We start from the raw sequence: 18,682 nt of genomic DNA on the forward strand, positions 1-18,682 counted from the left end.
CTTCTCTCCCTTTTTTAACATCATCTGTTCAATTCTTTCTTCTAACAAACATGAACCTTATTCTGGTTGTTTACCGATATAAGCAAGAATACCACCATCTACATAAAGCACATGACCATTGACAAAATCGGAAGCAGGGGACGCGAGGAAAATAGCTGGGCCTTGAAGGGCTTCTGCTGTTCCCAAACGCTCTGCTGGTGTTTTGGCAATAATGAAAGAGTCGAAGGGATGACGACTACCATCCGCTTGAATTTCTCGGAGCGGTGCAGTCTGTGGCGTTGCAATATAGCCTGGACCAATCCCATTACATTGGATGTTATATTGCCCATATTCTGAGGCGATATTTTTGGTCAACATCTTTAAACTGCCTTTTGCTGCGGCATAAGCTGACACTGTTTCCCGACCAAGCTCAGACATCATGGAACAAATGTTAATAATTTTGCCACCACCTTTTTTAATCATACTAGGAATAACTGATTTCGCCATGATGAATGGGCCGGTAAGATCAATATCAATCACTTGGCGAAAATCTTCAGCGCTCATTTCAATCATCGGAATACGTTTGATGATGCCAGCATTATTAACAAGGATATCAATTGCGCCCACTTCTTTTTCAATTTGTGAAATCATCACAGCCACACCTGCTTCGTCTGTAACATCACAGACATAGCCATGTGCTTTGATGCCAAGTTCGGCATAGGCTACGAGCCCTTTTTTGACACCTTCAGAACTGCGGTCATTAAAAACAATTGTCGCCCCAGCTTCAGCGTAAGCCGCCGCAAGCGCGAGCCCAATCCCATAAACTGCACCAGTTACGAGGGCAATTTTTCCTTCTAATGAAAATTGATTCATTGTATCTTGTGTCATTTTTTTCTCCTTTAATTCTGTTGACGCATAAATGCGTCAAGTACTTGACGGTTTGGATAGCCATTATTGTCTCCAACCGATTGCACCGCAAATGCCCCAATAGCACAGGCACGTTGGACAGATACTTTCTTGATCAAGTAAACCTGAAATCAGACCGGCCGCAAAAACATCGCCTGCGCCCACAGTAGCAACGACATGTGCAACTTGATAACTTTCAACAGTGAATGCCACCCCATTTTTACTTTTGACATAAGCACCTTCACTGCCATTTTTTATGATGACCGTCTGCGTCATATCACTTTGATTCAGGTAAAAATCTGCAATCTTGATAAACCTGTCAAAAACTTACCTTCTGATGCGCAACCTTAATTTGCGACAAATCTACATTTGTCAGTTGCTCTAAGTCAAAATGAGCAGCGGCAGATCCTTTTCCGAAAATACTCCACTTTAGGGTCGCCATCTGATACTTTTTCCTTCAAGTAAAACCCGGTTGGATAGTCTGAAACTTGTGTGATAAACCTATCCGCCAATACCCGATTTCTCAAGTTCTGCTTTAATAAAATTCCCCAGAGAATCTTGACCAACTTTTGCCACATAAGCCGTATCGTACCCCAAATGCGCAAGACCAATCGCAATATTTAACTCTGCCCCAGCCAAAATATTTTGAATTGAACAAGCTAATCCAAAGGCAAATCCAGCTCGTCTGAAGCGAATATCCACCAAAGGCTCACCAATTGTGATACATTCCGACATTTCTTCCACTTTCTTTCAAAACTATTTCACGATGGACAAAAAATTCCCCTATAGAAACATTCAAAGCCCAAAAATGGGCTTCGTAAATTCTATTTTCCTGGCGGAAGCGGCGCGCCTAAGATGCCAAATGCACTTAAGATAATCGTTAGAATCAATACAATCCAAATCACGCGAGTTGAATTTAGTTTCTTTTGCCCTAGCATCCAATAAGTCAATAAAGTAAGAAGAACTGGAATTAAAGCAGGCAATATACCGTCCAAGGTTGTTTGCATGGCAAGCGAAACTCCATTATGTTTGTAAACCAACGGTGTCGCTACTTTAATAACAGTCGGAATCAAAGCGCCAATAACGATTACTCCAAGGACTGTCGCAGCATTTGTAAACGCTTGTAATTTATCTTTTAAGGTCGTTACTAACTTGACACCTTGCTTATAACCAAGTGGCAAAAGCGCCGCACGACCAAACAGTAAAGCGATGTTCGCTAAAATCCATAGCAGACAGCCAACAACTGAACCTTGAAGCGCCAAAGTTCCCGCAACAGAACCAAAAATTGTGCCCCAAATGACGTGGAAAAGCGAATCGCCAACACCTGCAAGCGAACCCATCAAAGCTGTTTTTAAAGCAACAATAGTTTTTTTAGCCTTATAGCCTTCTTTTTCCTCAATCGCAATATCAATTCCCATAATTAAGTTACCAAAAATGGCATTTGTATTGAAGAATTGATTATGGGTCTTCGCCATATCTTTAAGTTCACTATCTTTCTTGTATAATTTTTTCAATACAGGAAGGATGGCATAAAGATAACCAGAACTCATCATCCGTTCATAATTCCAGTTTAACTGACTACCAAGAATATAACGCCAGCTCATTTTTTTCAAGTCTTTTTTTGTAATTTCTTCTTTATTCATCAGCATCAAATCCCCCTTCAAAAGTTTGATTACTTGTAGCGCCAGCTTCTACTGACTGGCTAGATTTTGACGTTTCTCGTTTAAACACTAGCATTGCTGCAACTAAACCAACAATCGCAATGCCCATCATAGGTACTTTAAGATAAGCTGCTAGGAAAAAGCCAGCCAATAAATAAGGGATATATTGTTTTGTTGGTAGGTAGCGTAAGAGAATACCGACACCAACCACAGGAAGCGTACCGCCAGCAACTCGTAAGCCATCCATTAACCATTGAGGCACCGCATTTGTCAAGGTAGTAACTACAGCATCACCAACAATCAACATCAAGAGAATTGGAAGTGCACGTGACAATCCCCAAAAGAATGAACTTGATAAAACCAAACTAGGAACACGATCGTATTGTTCTTTATCAATGGCTTTATCCACACGATGAAGTAAAAAGACATTACAGAAACGTGCAACTACATCAAGTTGTAACATCAAAAGAGATACTGGAACAGCTAACCCAACACCATAGGTAGCACCCTTGCCCGAAATAATTGCAAATGCTGTTCCTAAGACTGCACCCGTAAAGTAATCTGGTACAGAAGCCCCACCAAAAGCTGCAATGCCTAAACGCATGAGTTGAAGTGTTCCCCGACCATTAAACCTGTCTTCAAATCTCCCATAATTAAACCGGAAATCATACCAGCAATCGCTGGCTGTGTCAACGAATTTGAAATCAAAGAATCATTAATCGCAATGAAGGCATATAGTGTGATTAAAATGATTTGTATAACTGTTAAATGCATTGTTCTCTCCTAAATTTTATTTAATTTTGCCATAAAATCAATTGATGGCTCGCTCGGAACTAATTGCGCACTAATATTGATACCTTTTCCAGAAATTTCTTTGAAAACCTTCTCTTCTTCAGGCATTATCTTAATACTCTTAGTTACTTCCTTCGATCCTTCCTTATAACTCATATTGCCAACATTCAAAGTTTCTAATTGGCCACCAGCATTGATAAAAGCTAATACATCTGTTGGATTTTTAAAGAGCAGAAAGAGACGTTGTAAGCCATATTTTCCAGAGTTAATCGTCTCAGCAGCTTTTGCAACAGATAAAACAGATAATCTCATGGTAGATGGGGCAGCCATACGAAGTGATGATTTTTGAAGTGGATCCGTCGCTGCAGCATCATTGATGACGATGATACGCTGCGTATTTAAACTCGTTGTCCAAATACCTGCGACTTGACCGTGAATTAAGCGCTCATCAATTCTCGTGTTCACGATATTCGCCTTGCCTTGATAGGCCTCAAATTCGCTCAAATCAAGTTGCTCTGTTTCTTTTGTAGTAACTTCTTTCAAAGCCCCTTTGGCATTGACAACAGACTGTTGCCCTAAACTAACCAAGCCATCCACCGTTAGCGTCTCATTGACTGCCGCTTCAAGTACTAATGGCAAAGACATTCCTGCAATAACATCAACCGTTGAAAGGTCCGAATAGTGTTTCAGCGCAACGTTACACGGCGTGCCGCCCAGTAAATCAGCAATGATTAAAGTCGAACCATTAAGCGCTTTCATTTTGTCGTTCAAAGCATTTTCAAACTGAATATCGTCACCATCTTCTGGCAACTCTACCACATGAAGATAATCCTGATGTCCAATAATCATCTCAAGACTAGCTCGTACACCTCTAGCCATAGAACCATGGCTAATCAATACTATATTCCTCATTTAGCTCCTTTTGCGCAAGCGCTTTATTTAACATGTTATTCCCTTGCAAATACAGTGTATAACATATTAACTACTTTGTCAACTTAATATGTTAATACTTCATTTAAAATCTATTAACAGTTTATTTCTATCTCGAAAAACAAAAAATAAGTGTCCTATTTTGATATTATTTTTTAGTACTTGACGGCTACATCTATTAAATATAAGATATTCAAATTAATTTTCAAAAAAGTTCTTAATTGCAAACTATAGATTAACATGTTATTATTAAAAGATAAAGTTAGAGGAGTAATCTATTGATTCCAAAATATGAACAAATTAAACAAGATTTACTATCTGAGCTAAAAAATCACCAATTTACCCTCGGAGATAAATTTTATTCCGAAGCCGACATCAAACAAAAATATAGTGTCAGCTCAATTACAGCGGTCAAAGCACTTAACGAACTAACAACGGCCGGCTATTTATACCGCGTCCAAGGAAAAGGCACCTATGTTTCAAAGTCAAAAGTTTCTCAGAATGTCAAATTTTCTGATATTGAACTTCACTCACATGACCATGAAACAGTTAAAGTACTCTCTATCAAACAAGACAATCAACCCGAAATACTTAAAGCTTTGGGGTTAAAGCCCAATGATAGCTATTACCAAATTAAACGTGTTCGCTTTTTTGATGATATCCCTTTTCTTATTCACTTTACACACCTCCCTAATCATCTCGTTAAAACACCGCTATCAAAAAATCTTTCTGATTATGCCAGTGTCTACAAAAAAATTCTTGACGATTTCGGTATTGACCTCTTTTTAATGCCATCAGTCGAGACCAATGAAATTATCTTTCCAGATGATGCTGAGCTCTCTCATCTCTTGAATTTAAGTTTCCGAGAACCGGCAGTTAAACAAGTCAAACACACTTTCCTGCCTAATCGAACTGTAGCCGAATATATCGTGAGCTACAAACACTGGAAATATTTCAAAACAAAAATAGAAGTGGATGCTCAATAGAGCACCTCTTCTATTTTTATTAACGATTAAAGATAGGCGTTTCTGAAAATGATAGGTGCTTAATTTCTACCCCTTCAGTTTCAAAAATAACGACCTCATTTTCCCCTACATGAAGAAAATCTTTTGGACAATACAAACTATAAGTTGGCCCTTCTTGCCAATAACGGCCTAAATTTACCCCATTAACAATGACGACACCTTTGCCATACGCCGAACAGTCGACAAACGTATCTGAAACTTCCGGTAAATCAAAAATCACTTTATAAAATGATGGCTGCTTGATATTACGACCCGCGGAATAGTCTATTTCTGCGAGTTGTTCCTTGGAGAAATCAAGCGGATATTGCTGATAGCCTTGGTGGAAATGAATATCCTGCATGACACCACCTTTGATCCCCTTACTTTGACTACTGTGATTAAACTTGAAGCCATAGTTGACACGTCCTAGGTTTTCTACTAGGAAATCTGCTGCAATACTTTCCGTATTCTGCTCATTACCCACTAATAACTCTTGACCAATTTCTGACTGATACTGGGTTGTTTGATATGCGCCATCCAGATAAATCTGAATGCGATCATCAGCCTCTACAATCTTTAATTTTTGCTCACTTTGGTTATTTCTTAACGCCACTGAATAAAGCATGTAGCCGTAACCCGTTCCGACTTCCTCCATGGCTAATGGATAGTTACTAGTGACTGATTGTGTTAATGTTTTTTTTGTATTCAAGAGAGAGACACTCTGACTTACCTCAAAACTACCTAGATGTCTGACTTGTTTCCTTCGTGGCTCGGCTTGCCAAACCTCTGGACAGACTTCTTTGATGGCTTTCTGAGCCAAGGCATATTTTTCAGTTGGCTCTCCTTCCTCTGTTAACAAGGCATCATAATCATAACTGGTAATCTGAGGCATACTTCCCGTATCACGCGCCGAACAGCCATTATAAAAGCCAAAATTAGTTCCCCCATGAAACATGTAAAGATTGAGCGACCCAAGTTCTAACATCTCTTTCACTTCTTGTGCTAAATCCTTCGGATCACGTTTCATAATCGGATCTCCCCAACGGTTAAACCAGCCATCCCAATATTCGATACACATCACTGGCCATTTTTTATCATGCTTCGCCATGAATTGAACTAAGGCTGCGACGTTTTCTTTCGAGTGACTGCCAAAATTACCTGTTACAAGCACATCATCTTCAATGAGACTACCTGCTTCTAGCGCCGCTTCCCATGCGCCATCAGACGTAAATAATGGTACCGAAACACCGTATTTTTCCATTATCTTCTTGGTTTGACGTAGATACTCTTTTTCCATGCCATAAGAACCGTACTCATTTTCAATCTGCATCATGATAACCGGTCCGCCTTGCGTGATTTGTAAAGGCAGAAGCTTAGGTAGCAATTCCCTAAAATAGTTATCAACTTTAGTCATAAATACTTTATCCGTTGACCGCAAGCGGATTTTAGGCGTTTTCAAGAGCCAAGCAGGTAAGCCACCAAATTCCCACTCTGCACAGATATAGGCAGAAGGACGCAGTATGACCATCAATCCTAGACTTTGCGCAAGTTTAACAAAAGACACGATATCCTTTATACCTGAAAAATCAAAGACGCCTTCTACTGGTTCATGAATATTCCAAGGGATATAGGTTTCGACCGTATTGGCACCCAGAGCTTTAAGATTATATAGACTATCCTCCCATTGACTCGTTGGTATTCTAAAATAATGAATGGCACCACTTATAATCTTGATAGGTTGACCATCAAGTAAAAATTCTTCTTTAATCTGAAATGATTTCATAACTTCTCCCTTACCAGTCACTTCAATATTTGTTGCAGATATGCAAGCAATATAAGCAATATCGAAGCGCTGTTCATATAATAACTGGCCACATCTATCTTTAAATTTACCAATATCTGTGCCAATCTGGCTTAACTAGTCTCATCAAGGCTTCAAAATAAAAGTAATCTCCCCACAGGTTAGGTTCATCTATCCCCTTGCCTTCTGCGTAAGCATAGACCCCATGTTGCAGCAAGCCTTCATTTTCTTGATCAGCCCAGTTCGTATATTTTTCCCCTAATTGATAAATGAGACCTTTGGCTATTTTTTTTGCATCTGGATAGCTTTCAAATTTTTCTGCTTCTAGTAAGCCACAGGCCACTATGGCTGCTGCAGAGCTATCTTTTGCAGACGGATTGTCATCCGTAAAATCAAAATCCCAGTAAGGTATCAAATCTTCTGGCAGATTATCTATAAAAAGTGCCACAACTTTACTATAAAAATCTGGCAATTTTTCAGAAGCAAGGTAACTTTCAACTAATGGTATGCCTAATATCGCCCAACTCTGTCCTCTCGCCCATGTTGACTGATGACTATTCCCTTGGTGCATTGCGCCTTGAAGTGGCGCACCTGTCTTGACATCAAAATAATAGGTGTGATAGGTACTGAAATTATCCCTAAATATCGTTTTAAGGAGTGTCTCGTAATGACTTTTAGCTATTTCTGCATAACGTTCTTCTCCTGAAAGCTCTGTTGCCATCAATAAAATCGGGAGATTCAAGATAGAATCAATAATCAAACGATATTCCTTAGGATCACCGTATTTCCCCCAAGCTTGGATAAATCGTCCCTTTTCTTGATATCTTGCAACCAAAACGTCTGCCGCCTGTAAAAACGTTAATCGGTCACTTTCTTTTTCCGTAATTTTATAGGCAGCACCCGCTGACAAGCTATACAGAAAGCCAATATCATGATGATCCAGTACAAAGTGCTGATCTAGTCTATCTTGAAAGCTTCTAACATTCTTGTCAATTAATTCTAAAAACGCTTTTCCTCCTGTCAATTCATATGCTAAACATAACATGCCTGTCCAAAAGCCATTCGTCCAGTCATCATTTGCTTTAATTCGATATTTCCCCTGCGTTGCACAGGCAGATGGAAAACCCAACTGATAGGTTTGCATATTCGATTTTAGTCTTGCTACGATGTGATTGATTTGCTCGTTTAACCATTGATTATCAACTTTTTCGCCAAGTAAAATCAGTTTTTGTTTATTATTTTTCATATCCATCCTCAATTTAATATATTAACATATTATATTGTAGTAGATTTAAGAGGAAATAGCAAGTCATTTCAAATGATAATTTATCATACTTTAGTCAAATCAAAAAAACACCCTATCTGTTAGCCTGTTGATTTCATCTACTCTGCCCATCATATTTTCAATATTTAAAATTTTATATTGACATGTTTTACTATTAAATATAATATTAAGAGTAGAAAGAGAGTGTTTTATGTCGAAATATGAAATTTCAGACGCAAAAGTGGCAACTGTTTTAGGTATTATTTTTGTCCCTTCTTTGGTCGTGTGGGCTTATCACCAAAATAAGTACACATTAGATGGTCAAGCCATGACGGGTGGTCGTTATTACTGGCGTAATTTCGGTTGGTCATTTCTAACAGGTCTTCTATTCGTCGGTTTAATCTACGGTCTTGTTAAGTTAAACGATATCGTTGAGACACGTAATGAATTAACACGTAAACTTGCAAAATTAAATCATCTGTCAGACTAAATTTTAACACTAAAACACCCCTAACATGAAGTCAGAGGTGTTTTTTGATTTTTCAGCTTAAAACTGGGTCTCACCCAAAGCAACTTGTGCCGCTAAATTCAGAAGTGACCATTGACGATCAAAACCTGGTTGGAAGAAGAAGTCTGCTTCAGCTAGGTCTTCTAGAGTTAAGCCAGTTGTAATGGCAAGTGCTAGTGTATTCATATGAGCTGTCACATCATAAGTTGACATCACTTGTCCACCGAGAATCTTGTGTGTGGTTGCATCATAATTTAATTTGACAAAGACATCTGTATTGCCATCATTTTTAACAAAACTTGGGCGCAAGGTGTCTTTGAAGAAACTGCCTGTCACGGTTACGCCTGAGCGAGCTGCTGAAAAATCATTCAGACCTGTCATGGCAAATTTATAACCAAAGACTGAGAGGGCACTTGTGCCCAACACGCCACGAAATTTCTCTGTTGGTGTGTCTGATTCAATATTACGAACAACATAACGCGCCTCACGACGGGCTGTTGATGCTAAGGCAACAGGCGCATGTTGTTGACTTGCAATATTAAGCGGTAAAATAGCATCTCCGACAGCGTAGATGTCTTTTGCTGATGTCCGCAAGTAGTCATCCACTTTGATTTGACCACGTGGTTCTAGGTCAACTAATCCTTTGAGCCATTCTGTGTTGGGTGTGACACCTGCTGCAACAATGACAAGGTCCGCATCAATGGTACCAGTCTTTGTCTCAACGCCAGTGACGACATCCCCACCTGCAAATCCGGTAATGCTTTCGCCTAGTGCTAAGGCAACACCATTAGCCTCAAAAACGGGAACTAGGATATCGGTCAACTCTTTATCAAGATAGTTGCCGAGAACATCGTCAATCATGTCGATGATGGTCACTTTTTTACCTGCTTTGGCAAAAACTTCTGTGGCTTCGACACCAATATAACCTGAACCAATGACTGCGACATTTTTGACTTTAGGGTCTTGCATTTTTTCTTTGATTTTAAGTGCCCAAGCACGGCTGCGCATGAAGAAAATGTTTGCTTTGTCCGCACCTGGTAATGGCAAAGCTGCGGGTGTCACGCCAGATGAAAGAATCAGTTTATCATAAGTTTCGTTAAAAACGTCACCAGTTACTAAGTTTTTAATCGTCACTTCTTTTTTATCAGCATCAAAACTCAAAACTTCATGTTGTGATTTGACTTTTCCGCCACGCTTTTCGATGTCTTCTGGTTTAAAGTTACGAACATCATCAACACCTGAGACTTTGTCTTCTAAAAATAACTGCATCCCACATGACAAGAAAGAGACGAAATCCCCTTTTTCATAAATCGTCACATCAGTATCTGGATGCTTGTCCAAAAGTTCCAATGCTGATTGGTGTCCACCGTGACTTGCGCCAATGATAATGACTTTCATAGATTCTCCTTTTGTGATTTATTGTCAACACTAAAAACTGTCAAATCACGAATTCAGTTAATAGAAAAGGCTTACACCTCTAGCATACAAAAATGAAAGCCATATTACTACTATTTTGATTATAATTTTCAGGTGACTCAAGATATCAAAAAAATCGCCTGACGACGATTTTTAACTCATTTATTCAACTGAGAAAAGATAAGGATAAACAGGTTGTCCACCTTCAAAAATCTCGACTTCAACATCTAGATATTTGTCTTCAAGTTCTTCTGACAAAGTCTCAACCATTTGACGGTTACCGTCAGCACCGATATAGATACTGATAATTTCTGCCTCTTCATTGCTAGCTAACATTTTGTCAAAAGTCTCTGTCAAGACACCGTGCATATCTTTGTCTGATACGACGATTTTATTGTCAATCATGCCGAGCCAGTCATTTTCGTGAATTTCAAGACCATCAATTGATGTATCTCTAACAGCATTCGTCACTTGACCGCTGATCACTTCTGAGAGATTGTCAGTCATATCAGCAGCATTTTCTTCTAAAGTTTTAGTGGCTTCAAAGGCTAGCAATGCTGTCAAACCTTGTGAAACTGTTTTAGACTCAACAACTTTAGCTGGTACGTCCACGACATCTGCAGCCGATTGCGCCGCCATGAAGATATTTTTATTATTCGGTAAGATAATCACATTGTGTGCATTAACCGATTCAATGGCTTTAACAATATCTTCAGTTGACGGATTCATCGTTTGACCACCCGAAATCACGTAGTCAGTGCCCATATCTTTGAAGATTTTAGCTAGACCATCACCAGCAGCAATCGCAATCACTGCAAATTCTTTAGGCTCAGCTGATGCTTGAGGTACAGCATTAGTTGCTTCCTTGATGACCTGCGCATCATGTTGCTCACGCATATTGTCAACTTTAACTTTAACAAGCGCACCATATTTCAGACCTTCTTGCATCACAATACCAGGATCTTCTGTATGGACATGGACTTTGACAATCTCATCATCATTAACGACAAGCAATGAATCCCCGATTTCATTTAAGTAATTACGGAACTCATCATAATCAAAAGATTTAGACACAGTTGGCCCTTGACCGATACCTACCATGATTTCAGTACAGTAGCCGAACTTAATATCTTCCGTCGCGACATGGCCTGCGACTGATTTGTGGTGCTCAGCATTGACCATTTCATCCATAACAGCCGGTGTCGCTTGGAATTCTTCAGACGTCAAATACTCGCCCGTAGCCGCTGCGACAAAGCCCTCTAAGATATAGACCAAACCTTGACCACCAGAATCGACAACACCGACTTCCTTCAGCACTGGCAATAGATCTGGCGTTTTAGCCAAGGCAACTTTCGCCCCTTCGAGCGCTGCTTTCAAAACGTCAACCGCATCATCAGAGTTTGATGCTTTTTTACCAGCAAATGCTGCAGCACCGCGAGAAACGGTTAAAATCGTCCCTTCAACAGGCTTCATAACCGCTTTATAAGCAACCTCGACACCATTCTGGAAGGCTTTGGATAAATTTTCAGCGGTAAAAACATCCGCATCCTTGATAGCTTGACCAAACCCACGGAAAATCTGGGATAAGATAACACCAGAGTTTCCACGTGCACCCATGAGCAAGCCTTTAGACAAGATAGCCGCAACTTCACCGACAGTCTCTGCATGTTTATCAGAGACTGCTTTGGCACCATTGGTAATCGTCATACCCATATTTGTTCCTGTATCGCCATCTGGTACAGGGAATACATTAAGCGAGTTGACATACTCTGCTTGGTTATTTAAACGCATGCTCGCCGCTTGAATCATCTCCTGAAACAAGCTTGCATTGATTGTATTTGTCATCTTATTCAGCCACCACTTTCACATTTTGTATGAAAACATTAACTGAATTCGCTGTAATGCCCAGTTGGTTTTCTAAATTAAATTTAACTCGTTCTTGCACATTTTTAGCGACTTCAGAAATTTTAACGCCAAATGAAACAATCACATAAATATCAACATCAACACCGTTGTCATTAGCTGAAATGACAACACCCTTGGCGTAGTTTTCTTGACGCAAAAGTGTCTTGAAATTATCTTTCACAGTATTTTTGCTGGTCATACCGACCACACCAAAAATTTCTGTTGTCGATGCGCCAACAATTGTTGCAATCACATCATTTTCGATGTCAACTGTCCCATTTTTTGTATTAATTGTCACAGCCATAATTTTTTCCTCGCTTTACACTCTAGCTAGTTATGAGTGGCCCACAATCTTTCGACTAGGCCTGCTTTATACTCTATTTGTCTTTCAACAACACTTGATCGTTATTGCCAACCAAGCAACACCTTTTCTCTCATTTTATCACAATCCGGCTAATAAAAAAACCGTGAAGTCTTTTCACGGTAAAATAGTTCTAACCAAACAAAGAGCTTTTGAATCATTTGGCCCAACGTATCGTAGACTCAAATTCCGCAAAAGCTTTTCTTTTCATTTGATCAAACACACGTCTTAAACGCGTTCAACTGAAAGGTTTTTAAGTGCACGAGCTGAAGCCCATACTGATTTCACTTTACCATTTTCAACGATTTTAATTTTTTGCAAGTTAGGTTTAACTTGTTTTTTCGTTTTGTTCATTGCGTGTGAACGGTTGTTAGCTGATGAAGTCTTACGACCTGTAAAGTAACATACTTTAGCCATGATATATTTCTCCTCGATTTTTTTGTTAGTCAAATTCATAACATACTAGAATATTATACCATGTTTTAACTTAAAAGCAAGTGAAATTAATGATTTATTTTTTAGACCCACGCTCAGTCTGACGACACTAGGTTTTAACTATTTTTGATAACAAGTGATTTGATGACTTTAACACAACTTTCAGCATCGTTGACGATTTTTTCAAGTTTGTTATAAACATCTCGCCATTTGACAATTTCAATGGCATCTTTTTCATGCGTATAGAGTTCTTTTGTCATTTCAGAATAGAGACGGTCAGCGCCTTTCTCCAGTGTTTTAACTGTTTTGACATGCTCTTTAAGTTTTTTTGAATTTTTGAATTTAGAAAATTCACCGGTCGCCACTTCAACTGCCTCAGTAGCTGCAACGATTGTCTCAATAAATTCTTTGACACCCGGACGCAGTTCACGAATCACCAAATTTTCGAGCAGATAAGTAAACTCATTAATGCCATCAAGCACATCATCCAACACATCTGTTAATTGGGCAATATCTTCACGGTCAATCGGTGTCATAAAGGTAACCGCAAGCTGTTCATAGATGTCATTGACATAATCATCACCTTTATGTTCAATTTCATGAACTGCCTCAGATTTAACGATAAATGATTCATAATCGTAAGCGGCAATGCTTTCTTGCAAAGCAGTCGATGCTTCGTGAGAGAGATGGGCAATATCCTTCATTGCTACAAAGTAGTCAAATTGTTTTTTTCTTATCATTTTATTTTGTCTTTCTGTTATTTTTTATCTCTGTCAATCGTGCCTAAAAAATCATCACAAATAATTTACTCATCAAATAGGCGATGAGGCCACACCCGGGGAAGGTTAAGACCCAAGCTAGTACCATTTCTTTGACAACACCCCAGTCAACCGAACTCATTCGTCGACTAGCTGCAACGCCCATGATTGCGGTCGTTTTAGCATGGGTTGTCGAAACAGGAACGCCAAGGCTCGTCATGAGTTGGATGCAGATAGCTGTTGAAATATCCGCAGCAAATCCTTGATATTTCTCAAGTTTGACCATATCCATGCCAACTGATTTGATAATTTTTTCGCCACCCACAGATGTGCCAACCCCATGACAATGGCACAGGTAAAGATGACCCACATCGGAATCGTAGCATCAGAATTGGCAAGCCCATTTAGCGTTAGACCAAGCATAAAAACCCCCATGAATTTCTGACCATCTTGCGCACCATGGAGATAAGCATTTGCAGCCGCACCAAAAATTTGTCCAATGGTAAAAAATTTATTAGCCGTTCGCCTAGCGACATTTTGAAAAATCAGAACGATTAGCTTGGTAATGATTAAACCACCTAAAAAACCGATGAGAACTGATGCAAATAAGCCATAAATGACTTTGACCCATTCATCAAAATGGACTGCTGCCATGCCACCAAGAGAGATTGCTGAGCCTGTCAATCCAGCAATCAGCGCATGGCTCTCAGATGTCGGAATACCAAAGTACCAAGCCGCTACTGCCCAAACAACAATGGCAAAAAGACTGGCTGCAAGTGCTATCTGAGGAGCTTTATCTGGTAAATGCGGGGCACTATCAAAATCCACCATGTTAAGAATGGTTGTAGCAACTTTTGCACCCATTAGGGTTGAGATGAAGGCACCTGCAAGATTCATAATCGCAGCCATGATAACAGCCGAGCGAATCTTAATAGCTCGTGTTGAAACCGCTGTCGCAATCGCATTGGGGGCATCGGTCCAGCCGTTGACAAACACAACACCAAGCACCAGTAACATCGTCAAAATCAAAGGGACTGTCATTTTCACTCCATTAAACGCTTAAGCGTTCTCTTTTTGTTCTATCTGCCCAATGTGACATGACTGCTAGAGAATCAACTCTCTGGCAACCCTCACATAGGCAACATCTCTATTTTAACAAAATTATGATGAGAACGGTATCACTTTTTGTCATAATGATGAAAAATCAGTTATTTTCTGTTAAAATAGACATATGGAAAATTATATTGAACAGTTAACAGCTAAAAATAGCGAATACATTCATGTGGTAACACGTGAACTTGTCAAAATTGGCAAATCTGATGACGAAATCAAGATCATTCTATCAGATATTCTGCCACAAATTGTCGAGGCTCAGGAGCAACGGGTGCTGGCTAAGGATATTCTTGGGACACCTTCCGAGTTTATCATGCAGTATGCGCCAAAGACAGCAACGACTCAAGCAAGCAAAGCCAAGCAAAATGACAACGAAACTCCTGTCCTCATGTGGTTGGATAGCTCTTTGCTCATGCTAGGTGTTCTGGCTTTAATGAATGGTATGATGGCTGTCTTTAGTAAAAATGCTAAAACTTATGGCATCATTACACTCTTGAGCATGAGTTTTGCTGCTGGTTTTGTCATATACCTCCTTTATCGCCTTTTCTACAAACCACAAAGTAAAGGTTTCAAAATACCTAAACTCAAGTCTTATGGTGCGCTAACTCTTGCAATTTTAATTTGGTTCTCTTTCTCTTATTTTACCTTATTATTACCCGTTAATATTAACGTCACACCTGAGGGCTATCTCGTTGCAGTGATTGGCGCACTTTCACTTGGTACTCGTTATTTACTTAAACGTAAATATCACATCAAATCAGCCCTTGCTACCCAACCCAGTCAAAATTAAACGAAAGCCTAAAAATAATAAGCCTTCCCTGATTGGGAGGGCTTTCTTAGTGAAAGCATCAAAAAATCAGACACTCAAGGTCTGACTTTGGATTTTACTTGGCTTCATACCATGTCTTGCCACTATTTTCATCAACTAATAGCGGTACTTTAAGCGCAATCGCTTCTTCCATGGTTGTTTTGACTAATTTTCTAATCTCATCTAGCTCATCATGTGGCACATCCAGTACGATTTCATCGTGGACTTGTAGCAACATTTTGGCTTGATAACCACCTACTGTTAAGGCCTTATCAAGATTAATCATGGCGACTTTCAAGATGTCAGCTGCTGAGCCTTGGATTGGGCTATTAATCGCTGTCCGTTCTGCAAATGACCGTACTGAAAAATTCCTAGCATTGATTTCTGGTAGGTTGCGCCGTCTGTGATAGAGGGTCTCGACAAAACTTTTATCCTTGGCACTTCTGACGATGTCTGCCATGTATTTTTTGATGTCAGGATAGCGCTCAAAATACGTGTCAATGTATGTTTTGGCAGCTTTTCTAGTAATGCCAAGATTATTAGACAGACCGAAATCAGAAATGCCATAGACAACACCGAAATTGACGGCTTTGGCGTTGCGACGATCATTTGGCGTGACATCTTCTGGTTTTTCAATGCCAAACACGCGCATCGCCGTTGCCGTATGGATGTCTGCACCCCCATTAAAAGCCGCAATCAAATGCTCATCACCTGAAATATGGGCAAGAACCCGCAATTCAATCTGTGAATAGTCACTTGATAATAGGACTGAGTCTGATTTGTCAGGTAAGAAAGCTTTACGAATCTTACGGCCTTCAGCCAGACGAACGGGAATATTTTGCAGATTAGGCTGCACACTTGACAGACGACCCGTCTGCGTTAAATCTTGAATGTAACGCGTATGAATCTTGCCATCAGCCATAATCTCACCAAGTAAACCCATGACATAGGTTGACTGAATTTTAGAAATCTGACGGTATTTCAAGATTTTATCAACGATTGGTGCTTGGGGGGCTAACTGCTCCAAGACATCAACCGCCGTTGAATACCCTGTTTTGGTTTTCTTAATGACAGGTAACTGCATTTTTTCAAACAGAATGACACCGAGCTGCTTAGGCGAATTGATATTAAAGGTCTCACCAGCAAGCGCATAGATTTCTGCCGTCAAATCTGAGATGACTTTTTCATTTTCCAGACCGATTTCACTTAGGACACCGCCTGACACTTTAATGCCTGCCATTTCCATTTTGGCAAGAACATTAGCGAGTGGTAACTCCATCTCTGATAGGAGTTTTTCTTGGTCGTTTTCCCCTAGCTTGTCAAGCAAGACTGCTTTCGTTTTGACTAGGACATCTACTTTTCGTGCGAGATGGTCATAAAGGACTTCGTCAAACGGCACCGCACGCTTGGCGCCTTTGCCATAGACCACATCATCATCTGGCAAATTCAGACCAAATAAATCTGCGATGGTTGAAATTTTATTATTTTCAATCGTTGAATAGAGGTATTTGGCGAGCATGGTATCAAAGGCAACGAGCGGATAGTCAATACCGTGGCGACCTAGTAAGACCTTATTTTTCTTGAAATCATAGGTGTTTTTAGGGAATTGGAAATCTTTGAGCAAATCAATATTTTTCGAGACATAAATCGTCTTGTCATCGCCCCAAGAAAAGCCGATAATCGGTTCGCGCTGATAATCCTCGCCTAGAATTTCCAGATAGAAAAATTGATTATCATGAAACATCTCAGACGTCACAGCGTCTTCAACGACTGTAAAGTCTAGCGCTTCGATGACTTTTTCAGTCACGCCTTCAAGGTCTTCCAGAAACTTCTGAAAGCCCATCTCTTGGTAGAATTTTTTGAGCCTATCATAGTCAGCGCCTTGGAAAATCGTATCGTCAAGTTTGATTTCAATCGGCGAATCCAAATCAATCGTCGCAAGCTCTTTTGACAAGAAAGCTTGCTCACGATCATTGATCAAGTTTTCTTTCATTTTAGACGTTTTCATGCTATCGACATGATCATAGATACCTTGGAGCGAGCCGTATTCTAGCAGTAATTTAATGCCGGTTTTTTCACCGATTTTGGTCACGCCAGGGATATTATCTGACTTATCACCCATGAGGGCCTTCAAGTCGATAAATTGTGCCGTTGTTAAGCCTAGTTTTTCTTTCAGGTAAGCCGGCGTGTAGGTTTCAAGTTCAGCCACACCCTTAATCGTGATCTCCACCGTAGTTTTGTCAGTGGTCAGCTGAGTCAAATCTCGATCGCCTGAAACAACCGTTACCGTATCAAATCCACCATTTTCAGCTTGGGTCGCCAGAGTTCCGATGATATCATCTGCCTCGTAGTTGGCAAGCTCATAGTGCTTGATACCTTGCGCTTCCAACATTTCTTTAATAAATGGGAGCTGCTCTCTGAATTCATCGGGCGTCTTGGCGCGCCCACCTTTATAGTCAGCATACATTTCCGTCCGAAATGTCGTTTTGCCTGCATCAAAAGCGACGAGTACGTGGGTCGGTTGAACCGAATCCAAGACATTGCGCAACATGGTATGGAAGGCGAAAATCGCATTGGTGTGCAAACCAGATGGCGCAACAAAGCGGTCAATCTGCGTGTAAAGCGCAAAAAAAGCCCGAAAAGCAATGGATGAGCCGTCTATTAAAAGGAGTTTTTTTTCTTTAGTTGTCATGGTTCTATTTTAACATAAAAACGGACATCACATGAATGTCCGCTTTATAAGTTGCACAAATTAACCTATCGACGATTATCCTTGATTTTAACGACCACACGAAACTGGCGTTCGGGATGACTTCCCGAGTTTGACAGTTAAAAATCAGAAAAACACTATTCCGCCTTGTGATATAAGGAGTTAGAGCGTTTTGTTCTCAATTATTTTTGTTGTATACACACCCCTCTTGCGAATTGTCTCAGCTCCTCTAACGCAACATACTGTTTCTCCCAATCAATTTTAAGTTGCTTATTAAGCGCAAGGAAATCTTCATTGCCAAATACTTCCCAATAGCCTTGCGATAGCTCCT

General features: G+C 40.0%; 16 protein-coding genes and 2 pseudogenes. 3 read left to right on the forward strand and 15 right to left on the reverse strand.

Annotated elements, in window-relative coordinates; genetic code table 11:
• Window positions 1–57 precede the first annotated feature (57 nt).
• The 6 genes and pseudogenes from ACYQ21_RS03680 to ACYQ21_RS03705 all read right to left on the reverse strand — a co-directional run bounded on the left by ACYQ21_RS03680 (window position 58) and on the right by ACYQ21_RS03705 (window position 4,250).
• The gene (locus ACYQ21_RS03680) at window positions 58–867 is read right to left on the reverse strand and encodes a gluconate 5-dehydrogenase (RefSeq protein WP_460055284.1); all 810 of its coding nucleotides are present in this window, start codon (window positions 865–867) and stop codon (window positions 58–60) included.
• Window positions 868–930: 63 nt separating this feature from the next.
• On the reverse strand, window positions 931–1,161 hold the full coding sequence (locus tag ACYQ21_RS03685; RefSeq protein WP_460055286.1) for a PfkB family carbohydrate kinase: 231 nt from the start codon (window positions 1,159–1,161) through the stop codon (window positions 931–933).
• Window positions 1,162–1,386: 225 nt separating this feature from the next.
• Entirely contained in the window at window positions 1,387–1,620 is a 234-nt protein-coding gene (locus tag ACYQ21_RS03690) for a PfkB family carbohydrate kinase (protein WP_460055288.1), read from the reverse strand.
• A gap of 89 nt (window positions 1,621–1,709) precedes the next feature.
• Complete coding sequence (locus ACYQ21_RS03695) at window positions 1,710–2,534, reverse strand: PTS system mannose/fructose/sorbose family transporter subunit IID (RefSeq protein ID WP_460055290.1); 825 nt, start codon at window positions 2,532–2,534, stop codon at window positions 1,710–1,712.
• Window positions 2,521–3,320: pseudogene (locus ACYQ21_RS03700) on the reverse strand (PTS mannose/fructose/sorbose/N-acetylgalactosamine transporter subunit IIC). The gene ACYQ21_RS03695 and the pseudogene ACYQ21_RS03700 overlap by 14 nt, the downstream one beginning before the upstream one ends.
• Window positions 3,321–3,329: 9 nt before the next feature.
• On the reverse strand, window positions 3,330–4,250 hold the full coding sequence (locus ACYQ21_RS03705) for a PTS mannose/fructose/sorbose transporter subunit IIAB (protein ID WP_460055292.1): 921 nt from the start codon (window positions 4,248–4,250) through the stop codon (window positions 3,330–3,332).
• A 296-nt stretch (window positions 4,251–4,546) separates the two neighbouring features.
• On the opposite strand from ACYQ21_RS03705, the gene ACYQ21_RS03710 reads away from it, so the two are divergent.
• Window positions 4,547–5,254 (forward strand): GntR family transcriptional regulator, encoded by a 708-nt coding sequence (locus ACYQ21_RS03710; RefSeq protein ID WP_460055294.1) that lies wholly within the window; start codon window positions 4,547–4,549, stop codon window positions 5,252–5,254.
• Window positions 5,255–5,273: 19 nt separating this feature from the next.
• On the opposite strand, the gene ACYQ21_RS03715 is transcribed toward ACYQ21_RS03710, so the two are convergent.
• Together ACYQ21_RS03715 and ACYQ21_RS03720 are read right to left on the reverse strand one after the other, a co-directional pair.
• Window positions 5,274–7,055 carry a glycoside hydrolase family 35 protein gene (locus tag ACYQ21_RS03715; protein WP_460055297.1) on the reverse strand — a complete coding sequence of 594 codons (1,782 nt, stop codon included), beginning with the start codon at window positions 7,053–7,055 and terminating at the stop codon, window positions 5,274–5,276.
• Window positions 7,056–7,161: 106 nt separating this feature from the next.
• A complete protein-coding gene (locus ACYQ21_RS03720; RefSeq protein ID WP_460055299.1) occupies window positions 7,162–8,325 on the reverse strand; it encodes a glycoside hydrolase family 88 protein in 1,164 nt (387 codons plus the stop codon).
• Between the two features lie 223 nt (window positions 8,326–8,548).
• On the opposite strand from ACYQ21_RS03720, the gene ACYQ21_RS03725 reads away from it, so the two are divergent.
• Window positions 8,549–8,827 carry a hypothetical protein gene (locus tag ACYQ21_RS03725; protein WP_460055302.1) on the forward strand — a complete coding sequence of 93 codons (279 nt, stop codon included), beginning with the start codon at window positions 8,549–8,551 and terminating at the stop codon, window positions 8,825–8,827.
• Between the two features lie 57 nt (window positions 8,828–8,884).
• Here ACYQ21_RS03725 and ACYQ21_RS03730 read toward each other — a convergent pair whose 3' ends face one another.
• The 6 genes and pseudogenes from ACYQ21_RS03730 to ACYQ21_RS03755 form a co-directional block, all read right to left on the reverse strand.
• A complete protein-coding gene (locus tag ACYQ21_RS03730; RefSeq protein WP_460055304.1) occupies window positions 8,885–10,243 on the reverse strand; it encodes an FAD-dependent oxidoreductase in 1,359 nt (452 codons plus the stop codon).
• Between the two features lie 180 nt (window positions 10,244–10,423).
• Window positions 10,424–12,106 (reverse strand): DAK2 domain-containing protein, encoded by a 1,683-nt coding sequence (locus ACYQ21_RS03735; RefSeq protein WP_460055307.1) that lies wholly within the window; start codon window positions 12,104–12,106, stop codon window positions 10,424–10,426.
• 1 nt (window position 12,107) lies between these two features.
• Window positions 12,108–12,470, reverse strand: coding sequence for an Asp23/Gls24 family envelope stress response protein (locus tag ACYQ21_RS03740; protein ID WP_460055309.1), 363 nt, complete (start codon window positions 12,468–12,470; stop codon window positions 12,108–12,110).
• A gap of 285 nt (window positions 12,471–12,755) precedes the next feature.
• Window positions 12,756–12,944 carry a 50S ribosomal protein L28 gene (gene rpmB, locus ACYQ21_RS03745; RefSeq protein ID WP_003140443.1) on the reverse strand — a complete coding sequence of 63 codons (189 nt, stop codon included), beginning with the start codon at window positions 12,942–12,944 and terminating at the stop codon, window positions 12,756–12,758.
• A gap of 134 nt (window positions 12,945–13,078) precedes the next feature.
• Window positions 13,079–13,702, reverse strand: a complete 624-nt coding sequence (locus tag ACYQ21_RS03750; protein WP_460055313.1) for a DUF47 domain-containing protein — start codon at window positions 13,700–13,702, stop codon at window positions 13,079–13,081.
• Window positions 13,703–13,745: 43 nt separating this feature from the next.
• Window positions 13,746–14,761, reverse strand: a pseudogene (locus ACYQ21_RS03755) (inorganic phosphate transporter).
• A 190-nt stretch (window positions 14,762–14,951) separates the two neighbouring features.
• On the opposite strand from ACYQ21_RS03755, the gene ACYQ21_RS03760 reads away from it, so the two are divergent.
• On the forward strand, window positions 14,952–15,623 hold the full coding sequence (locus ACYQ21_RS03760) for a DUF1129 family protein (protein WP_460055315.1): 672 nt from the start codon (window positions 14,952–14,954) through the stop codon (window positions 15,621–15,623).
• 94 nt (window positions 15,624–15,717) lie between these two features.
• On the opposite strand, the gene polA is transcribed toward ACYQ21_RS03760, so the two are convergent.
• Window positions 15,718–18,333, reverse strand: a complete 2,616-nt coding sequence (gene polA / locus ACYQ21_RS03765; protein WP_460055317.1) for a DNA polymerase I — start codon at window positions 18,331–18,333, stop codon at window positions 15,718–15,720.
• Between the last annotated feature and the right edge of the window lie 349 nt (window positions 18,334–18,682).

It is taken from the genome of Pseudolactococcus yaeyamensis, from assembly GCF_054658615.1.

Excerpts from the sequence above, each read along its gene's own strand:
- ACYQ21_RS03690 (WP_460055288.1), bottom strand. The coding sequence starts at position 1,620 with ATGTCGGAATGTATCACAATTGGTGAGCCTTTGGTGGATATTCGCTTC.
- rpmB (WP_003140443.1), bottom strand. The coding sequence starts at position 12,944 with ATGGCTAAAGTATGTTACTTTACAGGTCGTAAGACTTCATCAGCTAAC.
- ACYQ21_RS03680 (WP_460055284.1), bottom strand. The coding sequence starts at position 867 with ATGACACAAGATACAATGAATCAATTTTCATTAGAAGGAAAAATTGCC.
- ACYQ21_RS03730 (WP_460055304.1), bottom strand. The coding sequence starts at position 10,243 with ATGAAAGTCATTATCATTGGCGCAAGTCACGGTGGACACCAATCAGCA.
- ACYQ21_RS03760 (WP_460055315.1), top strand. The coding sequence starts at position 14,952 with ATGGAAAATTATATTGAACAGTTAACAGCTAAAAATAGCGAATACATT.
- ACYQ21_RS03705 (WP_460055292.1), bottom strand. The coding sequence starts at position 4,250 with ATGAGGAATATAGTATTGATTAGCCATGGTTCTATGGCTAGAGGTGTA.
- ACYQ21_RS03695 (WP_460055290.1), bottom strand. The coding sequence starts at position 2,534 with ATGCTGATGAATAAAGAAGAAATTACAAAAAAAGACTTGAAAAAAATG.
- ACYQ21_RS03740 (WP_460055309.1), bottom strand. The coding sequence starts at position 12,470 with ATGGCTGTGACAATTAATACAAAAAATGGGACAGTTGACATCGAAAAT.
- ACYQ21_RS03750 (WP_460055313.1), bottom strand. The coding sequence starts at position 13,702 with ATGATAAGAAAAAAACAATTTGACTACTTTGTAGCAATGAAGGATATT.
- ACYQ21_RS03725 (WP_460055302.1), top strand. The coding sequence starts at position 8,549 with ATGTCGAAATATGAAATTTCAGACGCAAAAGTGGCAACTGTTTTAGGT.
- ACYQ21_RS03685 (WP_460055286.1), bottom strand. The coding sequence starts at position 1,161 with ATGACGCAGACGGTCATCATAAAAAATGGCAGTGAAGGTGCTTATGTC.
- ACYQ21_RS03720 (WP_460055299.1), bottom strand. The coding sequence starts at position 8,325 with ATGGATATGAAAAATAATAAACAAAAACTGATTTTACTTGGCGAAAAA.
- ACYQ21_RS03715 (WP_460055297.1), bottom strand. The coding sequence starts at position 7,055 with ATGAAATCATTTCAGATTAAAGAAGAATTTTTACTTGATGGTCAACCT.
- polA (WP_460055317.1), bottom strand. The coding sequence starts at position 18,333 with ATGACAACTAAAGAAAAAAAACTCCTTTTAATAGACGGCTCATCCATT.
- ACYQ21_RS03735 (WP_460055307.1), bottom strand. The coding sequence starts at position 12,106 with ATGACAAATACAATCAATGCAAGCTTGTTTCAGGAGATGATTCAAGCG.